A 12,549-nucleotide genomic window follows, 5' to 3' on the forward strand; every position below is an offset into this window, starting at 1 on the left:
ACTCCCTCTCCGTTCGAGCTTTCTTCCGTCGATTCGCGAACAGGTGCATCGTCTGCAATCAGGTTCGTTGATCGCTTGGCGATGGAAGCAAGCGGTCGGGCAGGCTAAAGAACTGTTCGAGGCTGAACGGGGGAATCGGGCCAAACTTTGTTCCGCCCTTCATCAACATAGCCGGCCGATTCCCAAGACGCCGGGAGTGTGTCTTGGGCGCAATATTTAGCGTCGGCGCGATTGAATAGGCGTTGGTTGGCAGCGGCCCGACTCATTACGTCGGAATACATCTGTCAGCACATAAACATCTGAATTATTTTCACGCTGTAAGTGCCGATGTTTTCTATCAAAACGTCGGCGGCGTGTTGATCCACAACAACACGGTTTCGCCGTCGTGCCTGTTCGACCAGGCATGGCGGCGGCGGCTCTCGAAATAAAGGGAGTCGCCCGGGTGGAGATCGTAGAACTGATCCGAATCCAGCACGAACTCCACATGTCCGGAGAGGACGTAGACGAATTCCTCCCCCTCATGCCGGTAGGCGCCCTCGCTCGAGGCGCCTGGTGCCAGAACGAAGCGATGGCAATCCATCTGGTTCTTGCCTTCGGCCAGCAACTGCACCGTCACCCCCGGTGTCGTGCGCGGCCAATTGCGCCATTCGCCGGCCCGCACGAGCGCCCGCGCTCTTGTCTCCCCTTCGCCGGAGAGGCTCGATACGGTGGTTCCGAAATATTCGGCGAGGTTGTGCAGAACGGCGACGGAGACGCCCTGCGACGTCCGCTCCAGGGTCGAGAGCACGGATGCGGCGATGCCTATGTCGCCGGCCACCTGCTCCAGCGTCTTGCCTGCGGCATGTCTCAGACTGCGCAGCTTCCGCCCGACCTGCAGGTCGCCATTGTCGTCGGTGGGCGTGGCGGAGCCATTTTCGTCTTCGGTAAAGGCGCTTTCAGCCTCCAGAGCCTCCCTGATCGCTGCGGGGTTGAGGCCGCGTTCGGAGCGGAACCAGGAAATGCGCTTCAGCCGGGCGAGATCGGCATCGGTATATTGTCTATGCCCCGTCACCGAACGCTCCGGCACGACGAGACCTTGCGTTTCCCAAAGCCTGAGCGTCGAGGCGGACACGCCCGCTAGCCTTGCCGCCTCGGCAACCTTGTAGCGAATGGTGCCAATACCGCCCATCAATTCATATCCTCATCACCGTGCCGGATCCGTGCCGCCGATCGCCGGCGGCTATCTAGCCGCGAGCGCGGCGGCTGCACAAGAAGCGCCCATCAATCCGGGTGTTGTCTCGATCAGCAAATTTGATTTGCAATCCATCCTGAAAAATGTACCTCTTCCTGAGAAAAGTTGCAGAAAAAATGCAATATATTCCCTCTCGACCAGGACGACAACGATGACGAGCCTCACAGATCGCAAGAATGCAGCCATCTCCCGCGGTGTCGGAATGACCACGCAGGTCTATGCCGAGCGCGCGGAAAACGCGGAGATCTTCGACAAGGAAGGCAACCGCTACATCGACTTTGCCGCCGGCATCGCCGTGGTCAATACCGGCCACCGCCACCCGAAGGTGATCGCTGCCGTCAAGGCGCAGCTCGATCGCTTCACCCACACCTGCCACCAGGTGGTGCCCTACGAAAACTACGTGCATCTGGCGGAGCGCCTGAACGCGATCGTGCCGGGCGACTTCGCGAAAAAGACCATCTTCGTCACGACCGGCGCGGAAGCCGTCGAGAACGCCGTCAAGATCGCGCGCGCCGCGACGGGCCGCCAGGCGGTTGTCGCCTTCGGGGGCGGTTTCCACGGCCGCACCTTCATGGGCATGGCGCTGACGGGCAAGGTCGTTCCGTACAAGGTCGGTTTCGGCGCGATGCCGGCAGACGTCTTTCACGCCCCCTTCCCGATCGAGCTTCACGGCGTGACTGTCGAGCAGTCGCTTTCGGCGCTGAAGAAGCTCTTCGCGGCCGATGTCGATCCGGCCCGTGTCGCGGCGATCATCATCGAGCCGGTTCAGGGAGAAGGCGGCTTCTATCCGGTCCCGACCGCCTTCATGAAGGCGCTTCGCGAGATCTGCGACCAGCACGGCATCCTGCTGATCGCCGACGAGGTGCAGACCGGCTTTGCCCGCACCGGCAAGCTCTTCGCCATGGAACATCACGGCGTCGCGCCGGATCTGACGACGATGGCGAAGAGCCTCGCCGGCGGCTTCCCGCTTGCGGCCGTCACCGGCCGAGCCGAGATCATGGACGCGCCCGGGCCGGGCGGCCTCGGCGGCACCTATGGCGGCAATCCGCTCGGCATCGCCGCCGCGCATGCGGTCCTCGACGTGATTGTTGAGGAGAACCTCTGCGAGCGGGCGAACCAGCTCGGCAACCGGTTGAAGCAGCGCCTTGCGGCGATCCGCGAGAAAGCACCGGAAATCGTCGACATCCGCGGACCCGGCTTCATGAACGCCGTCGAATTCAACGACGTGAGGACGAACCTGCCGAGCGCCGAATTCGCAAACAAGGTCCGCCTCCTTGCCCTCGAAAAGGGGCTGATCCTGCTGACCTGCGGCGTCCATGGCAATGTCATCCGCTTCCTGGCGCCGATAACGATCCAGGACGAGGTCTTCGCAGAAGCCCTCGACATTATCGAGGCATCGACCCTCGAAGCACGCGGTTGACGGCTGCCGGACCGGCCGCTATCGCGGTCGCCCATGCCGGGGCGCACGATCCGCGCCCTCACAAGGAATAGAAGCGAAGCCTGCGGTCGCCGCAGGCATCGCGGGAGGACGCCCCATGGCCCTGACACCCGCACTCACCAGACTCATCCGGCGACCGAAGGTCTTAGCCTCCCTCGGCGAAGTCACGCCGTCTTCCGGACAGCCGGCCGGCCCCACCTTCGATGTTTCCAACCCATCTACCGGCGAACTGCTCGCGACGCTTCCGGACATGGGAATCGATGACGCACGCGCGGCTATCGACGCGGCCGCCCTCGCCCAGCCTCTGTGGGCCGGCAAGCCGGCCAAGGATCGCAGCATCATCCTGCGCCGCTGGCACGACCTGCTCGTCGAGCATGCCGACGACCTCGCCTCTATCCTGACTGCCGAAATGGGCAAACCCGTCGGCGAGGCAAAGGGCGAAGTCCTGCACGCCGCATCCTATGTCGAATGGTACGCGGAGGAAGCCAAGCGCGTCTACGGAGAGACCTTCCCGGCACCCGCCAACGATCGGCGTATGCTCGTGATCAAGCAGCCGGTCGGCGTGGTCGGCACGATCACGCCCTGGAATTTCCCGGCTTCGATGGTCGCGCGCAAGATTTCCCCGGCGCTTGCCGCCGGCTGCACCATCGTCCTGAAGCCCGCCGAACAGACGCCGCTGGTAGCCGGCGCGATGTTCGCGCTTGCCGAGAAGGCGGGCTTTCCCGAAGGCGTACTCAATCTTCTCTACGCCTCCGAAGGCGCCCCGATCGGGCGCGAACTCTGCAGCAATCCCAAGGTTCGCAAGATCAGCTTCACCGGATCGACGGAGGTCGGAAGGCTCCTGATGCGGCAATGCTCCGACCAGATCAAGAAGGTAAGCCTCGAGCTCGGCGGCAACGCCCCGTTCATCGTCTTCGACGACGCCGATATCGACGAGGCGGTGGACGGCGCGCTCCAGGCGAAATTCCGCAATGCCGGCCAGACCTGCGTTTCGGCGAACCGCATCTATGTGCAATCCGCGGTGCATGACGCGTTTGCCGACAAGTTCGTCGCGCGCGTGCGCGAACTCACGGTCGGTGACGGTTTTGCTCCCGACGTCGCCATCGGTCCGATGATCGACGTCCACGCGATCGACAAGATCGAAGCGCATGTGGCCGACGCGGTAGCCAAGGGAGCGCAAGTGCGCTCGGGCGGCAGCCGGATCGGAACGACCGGCACCTTCTTCGAACCGACGGTGCTTACCGGCATCTCGCACGACATGCGCATCGCGCAGGAAGAGACATTCGGGCCGATCGCCCCGATCATCCGCTTCGAGACTGCCGAGCAGGTGGTGGCCGAGGCGAACGATACGATCTACGGTCTCGCTGCCTATTTCTACGCCGAGAACCTCAAGCGGGTCTGGCATGTCGCCGAGGCTCTGGAATACGGCATGGTCGGCATCAATACGGGCCGCATGTCTTCTGAGGCCGCTCCCTTCGGCGGCATCAAGCAATCCGGCATCGGCCGGGAAGGCTCCCGCCACGGCCTCGAGGACTATCTCGAGATGAAATATCTCTGCATGGGCAATATCTGACCGGGCGCCTGCCGACCGCCGGGACGCCCCCCGAGACGCCCCCTCTGGCCTGCCGGCCATCTCCCCCACAAGGGGGGAGACGATTTGCGGCACGGTTCACGCTTCAGCCGAAGCATGCCACATGTAGAGGCGTTCCGTATTGGGAGGGGAACTGTCGGAACAACAACATTTCGGGCCGGCTCTTCAAGGAGCACGGATGATCGCAAGCGTATGGCGGGCGATCATCAGTTCCTCGTCGGTAGGCATGACGTGGAGCGCGACGCGGCTTCCTGCCTTCGAGATGACCGAGGCATCTGCATCGTTTGCGGCCGGATCGAGCCGCGCGCCGAGCCAGGCCAGGCCTTCGGAAATACGGGCCCGGATCGGCGCGGCGTTTTCGCCGATGCCGCCCGTAAAGACAAAAGCATCGAGGCCCCCCAAGGCTGCGGCCAGCATGCCGGCGTTGAGCGCGCAGCGGTGCACGAAATGGTCTATCGCGAAGGAAGCACGCGGGTCCTCGCTCTCCAGAAGCTCGCGCATGTCGTTCGATATGCCGGAGAGACCTTTCAGGCCGGACTGGTGGTAGAGGAGGTCCGACACAGCTTGTGCACTCATGTCCCGGAGCAGGTGGAGAACGACGCCGGGATCCAATTGGCCCGGCCGCGTGCCCATCGGCAGCCCGTCAAGTGCGGTAAAGCCCATCGTCGTTTCGACGCTGCGTCCGTCGTTCAGCGCGCACATCGACGCGCCGCTGCCGAGATGGGCGACGATCACCCGGCCGCGGGCGACCTCCGGCGCCACCTCGCGCAGTCGACCGGCGATATATTCATAGGAAATCCCATGAAAGCCATAGCGCCGCACACCCTGCTCATAGAAGGCGCGCGGCAGGGCATAGCAATCGGTATGCTCGGCGCGCCCTCGATGGAAGGCCGTGTCGAAACAGGCGACCTGCGGCACATCGGGTTTGATTTCCATAGCGAGCCGGATCGGCGCGAGATTGTTGGGCTGGTGCAGCGGTGCGAGGTCCTGATAGCTTGACAGACGGTCGAGCACCGTCGTGTCGATCAGCACCGGCCGGACGTAATCCGGACCGCCATGCACCACCCTATGGCCGATCGCCCGGAGGTCGAAACCGCGAAGCGTCGCCAGCCAGTCGCGTGCGACCGACAGGGCCGCGGGAAGGTCGCGAACATCGGTCCTGTCCAAGCTCCGATCGATGAGCTCGGTGCCGTCGGCTGCCGTCGCCTTCAGGCGCGGCCGGGTTCCGATGCCGTCCAGTTTCGCACGAACCTGCCGCTCGAGCCCCGCCGTGGCGATCCCGAATATCTGGAACTTCAGGCTGGACGAGCCGGCATTGATGACGAGCAGCGCTTCCATCTGACAGGAGCTTCGCACCGAAGCGGGGCTGCCGCAAGACGACCCTTGAAATTCAGGCCGCGGCTTGCCAATTGGGAGCAAACGTCAACGAGGTCCGAAAACGCAATGAGTGAAGTCGAAACGTCCGTAGAGAAACATGTCTTCGAAGCCGACGTGGCGAAGCTGCTGCACCTGATGGTGCACTCCGTCTATTCCGATAAGAACGTCTTTCTCCGCGAGCTGATTTCGAACGCGGCCGACGCCTGCGAGAAGCTGCGCTACGAAGCGATCGTCGCCCCGGAGCTCCTCGGCAGCGATCCCGCCTCGCGCATCACTCTGACGCTCGACGAGGAGAATGCCCGTCTGGTCATAGAGGACAACGGCATCGGCATGGGCCGCGACGAGCTTGTCGAATCGCTGGGCACGATTGCGCGCTCCGGCACGCGTGCCTTCATGGAGCGGATTGAAGCCGCGCAGAACAAGGACGGCGCCCAGCTCATCGGCCAGTTCGGCGTCGGCTTCTATTCGGCCTTCATGGTCGCCGACAACGTCGATGTCGTTTCCCGCCGCGCCGGCACCGACAAGGCCTGGCACTGGGCATCCGACGGCAAGGGCAGCTACACGGTTTCGGCGGTCAATCTCGCGGACGCGCCGTCGCGTGGTACGCGCATTACGCTGCATCTGATGGACGACGCCAAGACCTACACCTCGCGCTGGACGGTCGAGTGCATCATCAAGGAGCAGTCCGGTCACGTGCCGGTTCCGATCTCGATCGTCGAGAAGCCCGGTGCAGAACCGGCACAGGTAGCAGACGGCACGGCGCTCTGGACGAAGCAGAAAAGCGAGATCAGCAAGGACGATTATACCGATTTCTACCGCGGCGTTGCCGGGCAGTACGACGATCCGGCGCTGACGGTTCATTTCCGCGCCGAGGGGCGCCACGAATATACCGCGCTTGCCTTCGTGCCCGGCTCGAAGCCGTTCGATCTTTTCGACCCCGATCGCAAGGGCCGGATGAAGCTCTACGTCAAGCGCGTCTTCATCACCGACGAGGCGGAACTCCTGCCGCGCTACCTGCGCTTCGTGCGCGGCCTCGTCGACACGGCGGACCTGCCGCTCAACGTCTCGCGGGAAATGATTCAGGAAAGTCCTCTTCTCGCAAATATCCGCAAGGGGCTGACGAACCGCGTCCTGACCGGCATCGAAAAGCTTGCGGAAAGCGATCCCGAGGCCTTCGCCAAGATCTGGGAAAACTTCGGCAGCGTGATCAAGGAGGGCATTTACGAAGATTTCGAGCGGCGGGGCCAACTCCTGGCGCTGTCGCGCTTCCGCACGACCTCGGATGACGACAAGCCGCGCGGTTTGAGCGATTACGTCAAGGAGATGAAGGACGGCCAGTCGGCCATCTACTACCTGACCGGCGACAACCTCGCCCAGCTGAAGGCGTCGCCCCAGCTCGAAGGTTTCCGCGCCCGCGGCATCGAGGTGCTGCTCCTGACGTGCCCGGTCGACAGCTTCTGGGTGACGACCGCTCCCGATTTCGAAGGAAAGCCGTTCAAGTCGATCACCCAGGGTGCGGCCGATCTCGCCGCCATCGCCAAAAAGGACGATGCGGCCGCCGCTTCGACGGAAGCGGGCGCCGCCGTCACCGAGTTCGTGGCATTCGCGAGGGAGACGCTCGGCGACGTGGTTTCGGACGTCCGCACCTCCGACCGCCTCACGGAAAGCGCCGTCTGCCTTGTCGCGCCCGAACAGGGGCCTGACCTTCAGCTCCAGAAAATGCTCCAAGGCGCCGGACGCATGGAGGGCGCTCCCAAGCCAGTCCTCGAGATCAATCCCGGCCATAACCTGATCGCCGCGCTTGCCGCCTGCTCCGCGGAGGACAAGGACTTCCGGGAGGACGCGGTCAGACTTCTTCTCGACCAGGCCCGCGTCCTCGACGGCGACAAGCCCGAAAACCCCCGCGCCTTTGCAGAGCGGCTTTCCCGCGTGTTCGATCGGGCCTTGAAGGTTTAGGCTCAAGAGAAAGGCTCCTTCGTCCCGCAGGCGGGGCGAAGGAGATTGAGGCCGGCCTGACTTACCGGTCTTTCGACAAGACCATTCCGATCTCCGCCAGCACCTCATCCGTATGTTCCCCGAGCCGGGGCACGCCGCGCTCGAGCGAAAGCGTTGCACCGGAGAAGCGGATCGGCGTGCGGACGCCCGGCGACGTTCCTGCCGCCGCGCCGGTGTGGGGTGTCTCCACCCGCATCTGCCGGTGGACGACCTGCGGATCGGCGAAAACGTCGGCGACGGAGTTGATCGGGCCACCGGGTACGCCTGCGGCTTCGAGCCGGGCGAGCAACGTATCCCGCTCGAACTTCGCCGTTTCCGCCGCGAGCTCCGGTGTCAGGCTCTCGCGGTGCTGCACGCGGTCTGCATTCGTATGATAGCGGGCATCCGAGGCGAGATCCGGCCGGCCGAGGAGGTCGCAGAATTTCACGAATTGGCGGTCGTTGCCGACTGCGACGATCAGATGCCCGTCGGCGGTCGGAAACACCTGATAGGGTGCGATATTCGGATGGGCATTGCCGAGCCGCCGCGGCGCCTTGCCGGAAACGAGAAAGTTCAGCGCCTGATTGGCGAGCACGCCCGTCATGCAGTCGAGCAACGCCATGTCGATCTGCTGGCCCTCGCCCGTGCGTTCCCGCTGTGCCAGGGCCGCCTGCACCGCGATAACACCATAGAGCCCGGTGAAAATATCTGCGAAGGCAACGCCGATCTTTTGCGGTTCACGATCCGGCTCGCCCGTCAGGTCCATGATGCCGCTCATGCCCTGGACGATGTAGTCGTAGCCGGCGCGGTGAGCATAGGGCCCGTCCTGCCCGAAGCCGGTGACCGAGCAATAGATGAGCCGCGGATTGACTTTCCTCAGGCTTTCATAATCGAGACCGTATTTGGCGAGGCCGCCGACCTTGAAGTTCTCGAGCAAAACGTCGGATTGCGCGGCAAGCCGGCGCACCGCCTCCTGCCCCTCTGCGGTCGTAAAGTCGAGAACGACAGACCTCTTGCCGCGGTTGCACGCGTGAAAATAGGCGGCATCCAGCCTTTCGTCGCCTTCGCCTTTCACGAAGGGAGGTCCCCAGGTCCGGGTGTCGTCTCCGGCCGGGCTCTCGACCTTGATGACGTCGGCGCCGAGATCGGCAAGGGTCTGCCCGATCCAGGGGCCCGCCAGTATGCGGGCAAGTTCGAGCACCCGGATGCCCTTGAGCGGCGCTTCCATGGCGGCGCCGCTCAGAAGAAGGCCTGCAGCCCGGTCTGGGCGCGGCCGAGGATCAGCGCATGCACGTCGTGCGTGCCCTCATAGGTGTTGACGGTCTCGAGGTTCATCATGTGGCGCATGACCTGATATTCCTCGGAAATGCCGTTGCCGCCATGCATGTCGCGGGCCATGCGCGCAATATCGAGTGCCTTGCCGCAATTGTTGCGCTTGACGATCGAGATCATCTCCGGGGCCATGCGGCCCTCGTCCATCAGCCGTCCGACCCTGAGCGAGCCCTGCAGCCCGAGCGCGATCTCGGTCTGCATGTCGGCGAGCTTCTTCTGGAAAAGCTGGGTCTGGGCGAGCGGTCGGTTGAACTGCTTGCGGTCGAGACCGTACTGACGGGCCGCATGCCAGCAGAATTCGGCCGCGCCGAGCGCGCCCCAGGAAATTCCGTAGCGAGCACGGTTGAGGCAGCCGAATGGTCCCTTCAGCCCCTCGACATTCGGCAGCAGCGCGTCGTCTCCGACCTCGACATTGTCGAGGACGATTTCGCCGGTGATCGAGGCGCGCAGCGAGAGCTTGCCTGCGATCTTCGGTGCGGAAAGGCCTTTCGCGCCTTTTTCCAGCACGAAGCCCCGGATGGCATTGTCATGCGCTTCCGACTTCGCCCAGACGACGAAGACATCGGCGAGCGGCGCATTGGAGATCCACATCTTGGAGCCGACGAGACGGTAGCCGCCTTCGGTCTTGATCGCCCGGGTCTTCATGCCCGCCGGATCGGAGCCGGCGTCCGGCTCGGTCAGCCCGAAGCAGCCGATCCACTCGCCGCTGATAAGCTTCGGAAGGTACTTCCGCTTCTGCTCCTCCGAGCCGTAGGCGAAAATCGGATAGATGACGAGCGACGATTGCACGCTCATCATCGAGCGATAGCCGGAATCGACGCGCTCCACCTCGCGTGCGACGAGACCGTAGGCGACGTAGGACGCGCCGACACCGCCATAGGTGTCGGGAACGGTCACGCCGAGCAGGCCGAGGTCGCCCATCTCGCGGAAGATCGCCGGGTCCGTCGTCTCCTCGCGGTAAGCTTCGATCACGCGCGGCTGCAGCTTTTCCTGGGCATAGGCGCGCGCCGTGTCGCGGATCATCCGCTCGTCTTCGCTCAGTTGATCCTCGAGGAGGAACGGATCGTCCCACTGGAATTGGCTTTTGCCGGCCATCTCTATCTCCCGTCGCATTGTCGCGCCTGTGTTATGACAAGCCGGGTCAAGGCTTTCAAACGAAATTGAGACACTGGCTCATGCGCCTGCTGCATGATTCATCTGATCGGCGCCGTGGCGATTGGCCTTGTGCAAGCGACCATTCTTCTGAATATGCATAAAGTACATTATCGCTCCGCCGGCCACCATGACCAACAACCGCCTTGAACGTTTCGCCCACAATCTCGATTGGAACCTGTTGCGCACCTTCGTGGTGGTCGTCGAGGAAGGCAGCATCACGGCGGCCGCAAACCGGCTGCTCCTGCAGCAGCCCGCCGTCAGCATGGCCCTCAAACGGCTCGAGCAGACCATCGGGCAAAAACTGATCGACCGCCGCCCGGGGCGTTTCGATCTGACGGAAGCAGGTGAGAAACTGCACCTCCAGTGCCGCGATATCTTCGCGGCCGTCATTCGCCTGCCGCATGTTCTGGAAACGGCGGGCGAGGAGATCACCGGTCATCTCAACATCCATGCGGTGAGCCACGCCCACAATCCCGCCTGGGACCGGAAGCTCGGCAGTTTCTTTCGCATGCATCCGAAGGTGACGATATCGATGACGGTGGCGACGACCGTCGACGTGTTGAGCGCCGTCGAGCGCAACATCGCGACGATGGGCCTCTGCGACGGCATCATACCGGAGGGCTTGAACAAGAGCTTCCACATACGCGAGCGCTACGCGCTCTACTGCGGCCGCGGCCACCGGCTTTTCGGCGTCGAGGGCGTTGATTTCCACGATCTGCGCGGCGATCCTTACATCGCCTTCATAGCCGATGTACTCGGCGGTCAGCACATGAATTCCGTGACCGCAGTCCGCGCCGTTGGCTCCTTCGGCCAGCAGGTTCGGGGCGTCTCCTGCAATGTCGAGGAGGTCATGCGGCTGATCGCCGCCGATGTCGGCATCGGCATGCTGCCCGATCATATCGCCCGCGAGGCCGTCGCGGCGGGAGATTTGTGGCAGTTGCCCCCCTATCGCGACCTGCCGACGACCGACGTGTTCCGCATTTCCAATCCGAATTCCATCCTCAATCCGGCCGAAGCCGCCTTCCTCGCCCACGTCGCCGACACCGAAGCGCTGGATCATTGCGACCATCAGCAGGATTGATAGCGACATTTACCACTATAAATTTGAGCGGCACCCGCACCGTCCCTATTCTCCGCCGTCAAGTTGCGGGAGCGGTATATGGCAAACTACGACGTCGTGATTATCGGGGGCGGGATCGCCGGCTTGTCGCTCGCCTATTTCCTGAGCCCGCATCGTTCCGTCGCCATCCTGGAACGGGAGGAGGCGCTCGGCTATCACAGCACCGGCCGCTCGGCCGCCGAGTTCGTGCTCAGATACAACGCGCCGGAAATCTGCAAACTCGCGACGATATCGAAGGCCTTTTTCGATCGGCCGCCGGAAGGCTTCAGCGACGTGCCGCTGTTAAGGCAACGCGGCGGCGTGATGATCGCGGGTGCCGGGAAACTCGATCGATTTGAAAAGCTGCTCGCCGAAGAACGCGAATTCACGCCTGAAATCGAACGGCTCACGAAGGACGAGGCGCTTGCCCGCGTTCCGATCCTCAATCCCGACTATGTCGCAGCCGCCTTCCATGACCCGAATTTCTGGGACATCGAGGTCGAGAACCTGCTCCAGGGCTACGTCAAGGGCGCCCGCCGCAACGGCTGCGACATCCTCGAGCGCCATGAAATCCTCGCCGCTCGGCATCATGGATCGGGCTGGCTGCTGGGCACGGTGGCCGGTGAGATCGGAGCCAGGATCGTCGTGAACGCGGCCGGTGCCTGGGCGGACCCGGTCGCCGCGGTCTTCGGCGTAAGGCCGAGCGGCATCGTCCCGCATCGGCGCACCGCCATCACCGTTGACCTTCCGGCAGGTATCGATGCAGGAAAGCTTCCTGAAATCAACGAGATAGATGAAGACTTTTACATGAAGCCCGAGGGCGGGAGGCTGCTCGCCTCGCCCGCCGACGCGACGCCGTGCGAAGCATCGGACGTACAGCCGGAGGAGATCGACGTTGCCTGGGCCGCACACTACGTCGAAGAGGCGACGACGGTCCCGGTAAGAAGAATCGTCAAGAGCTGGGCGGGTCTGCGCAGCTTTTCCCCTGACCGGCTGCCGGTCATCGGTTTTGCGCCAGGCTGCCCGGATTTCTTCTGGCTGGCCGCCCAGGGAGGCTATGGAATTCTCACCTCGCCTGCGCTGGGCGCTCTGGCGGCTGCCCTTCTGAGCGACACCGCACCGCCCGCAGCCTTCCGGGCCGAAGGACTCGATCCCCGACAGTTCGACCCGCGTCGCCTGCCGAGCTGAAGCAATTTTGCGAGCCGGACCGCAATCGCGATAAATTCCAAAACCACAGGCCACAACTCCATTTATCGTCGTGGAACAGCCGTCACGCGACTGAGGAGCCGTTCCTGACATCGATCAGGCTGCCCACGTTCGCATCGTTTGCGAAGTGCCGGTCCTTTCGGTGT

General features: G+C 63.4%; 9 protein-coding genes. 5 read left to right on the top strand and 4 right to left on the bottom strand.

The window, feature by feature from the left end:
- Window positions 1-337: 337 nt before the first annotated feature.
- Complete coding sequence (locus AC6CIG_RS00735) at window positions 338-1,168, bottom strand: MerR family transcriptional regulator (RefSeq protein ID WP_018098420.1); 831 nt, start codon at window positions 1,166-1,168, stop codon at window positions 338-340.
- Between the two features lie 214 nt (window positions 1,169-1,382).
- Here AC6CIG_RS00735 and AC6CIG_RS00740 point away from each other — a divergent pair, with 214 nt between their 5' ends.
- Together AC6CIG_RS00740 and AC6CIG_RS00745 are read left to right on the top strand one after the other, a co-directional pair.
- Window positions 1,383-2,651, top strand: coding sequence for a 4-aminobutyrate--2-oxoglutarate transaminase (locus tag AC6CIG_RS00740; protein WP_498322022.1), 1,269 nt, complete (start codon window positions 1,383-1,385; stop codon window positions 2,649-2,651).
- 115 nt (window positions 2,652-2,766) lie between these two features.
- The gene (locus AC6CIG_RS00745) at window positions 2,767-4,242 is read left to right on the top strand and encodes an NAD-dependent succinate-semialdehyde dehydrogenase (protein WP_498322024.1); all 1,476 of its coding nucleotides are present in this window, start codon (window positions 2,767-2,769) and stop codon (window positions 4,240-4,242) included.
- 183 nt (window positions 4,243-4,425) lie between these two features.
- Here the strand turns inward: AC6CIG_RS00745 and AC6CIG_RS00750 are convergent, their stop codons facing one another.
- Entirely contained in the window at window positions 4,426-5,598 is a 1,173-nt protein-coding gene (locus tag AC6CIG_RS00750) for an acetate/propionate family kinase (RefSeq protein ID WP_498322026.1), read from the bottom strand.
- Between the two features lie 105 nt (window positions 5,599-5,703).
- Between AC6CIG_RS00750 and htpG the strand changes: the two genes are divergently transcribed.
- On the top strand, window positions 5,704-7,593 hold the full coding sequence (gene htpG / locus AC6CIG_RS00755) for a molecular chaperone HtpG (RefSeq protein WP_498322028.1): 1,890 nt from the start codon (window positions 5,704-5,706) through the stop codon (window positions 7,591-7,593).
- Between the two features lie 61 nt (window positions 7,594-7,654).
- Here htpG and AC6CIG_RS00760 read toward each other — a convergent pair whose 3' ends face one another.
- Both AC6CIG_RS00760 and AC6CIG_RS00765 read right to left on the bottom strand, forming a co-directional pair.
- Window positions 7,655-8,839 (bottom strand): CaiB/BaiF CoA transferase family protein, encoded by a 1,185-nt coding sequence (locus AC6CIG_RS00760; RefSeq protein WP_498322029.1) that lies wholly within the window; start codon window positions 8,837-8,839, stop codon window positions 7,655-7,657.
- A gap of 11 nt (window positions 8,840-8,850) precedes the next feature.
- A complete protein-coding gene (locus AC6CIG_RS00765) occupies window positions 8,851-10,038 on the bottom strand; it encodes an acyl-CoA dehydrogenase (protein ID WP_498322031.1) in 1,188 nt (395 codons plus the stop codon).
- 187 nt (window positions 10,039-10,225) lie between these two features.
- On the opposite strand from AC6CIG_RS00765, the gene AC6CIG_RS00770 reads away from it, so the two are divergent.
- Window positions 10,226-11,179 (top strand): LysR family transcriptional regulator, encoded by a 954-nt coding sequence (locus AC6CIG_RS00770; RefSeq protein WP_018098412.1) that lies wholly within the window; start codon window positions 10,226-10,228, stop codon window positions 11,177-11,179.
- A 78-nt stretch (window positions 11,180-11,257) separates the two neighbouring features.
- Window positions 11,258-12,385 (top strand): NAD(P)/FAD-dependent oxidoreductase, encoded by a 1,128-nt coding sequence (locus AC6CIG_RS00775; protein WP_498322032.1) that lies wholly within the window; start codon window positions 11,258-11,260, stop codon window positions 12,383-12,385.
- The last annotated feature ends 164 nt before the right edge of the window (window positions 12,386-12,549 follow it).

It is taken from the genome of Sinorhizobium sp. GQ132, assembly GCF_059758575.1.

Excerpts from the sequence above, each read along its gene's own strand:
- AC6CIG_RS00750 (WP_498322026.1), bottom strand. The coding sequence starts at position 5,598 with ATGGAAGCGCTGCTCGTCATCAATGCCGGCTCGTCCAGCCTGAAGTTC.
- AC6CIG_RS00745 (WP_498322024.1), top strand. The coding sequence starts at position 2,767 with ATGGCCCTGACACCCGCACTCACCAGACTCATCCGGCGACCGAAGGTC.
- AC6CIG_RS00740 (WP_498322022.1), top strand. The coding sequence starts at position 1,383 with ATGACGAGCCTCACAGATCGCAAGAATGCAGCCATCTCCCGCGGTGTC.
- htpG (WP_498322028.1), top strand. The coding sequence starts at position 5,704 with ATGAGTGAAGTCGAAACGTCCGTAGAGAAACATGTCTTCGAAGCCGAC.
- AC6CIG_RS00770 (WP_018098412.1), top strand. The coding sequence starts at position 10,226 with ATGACCAACAACCGCCTTGAACGTTTCGCCCACAATCTCGATTGGAAC.
- AC6CIG_RS00775 (WP_498322032.1), top strand. The coding sequence starts at position 11,258 with ATGGCAAACTACGACGTCGTGATTATCGGGGGCGGGATCGCCGGCTTG.
- AC6CIG_RS00765 (WP_498322031.1), bottom strand. The coding sequence starts at position 10,038 with ATGGCCGGCAAAAGCCAATTCCAGTGGGACGATCCGTTCCTCCTCGAG.
- AC6CIG_RS00760 (WP_498322029.1), bottom strand. The coding sequence starts at position 8,839 with ATGGAAGCGCCGCTCAAGGGCATCCGGGTGCTCGAACTTGCCCGCATA.
- AC6CIG_RS00735 (WP_018098420.1), bottom strand. The coding sequence starts at position 1,168 with ATGGGCGGTATTGGCACCATTCGCTACAAGGTTGCCGAGGCGGCAAGG.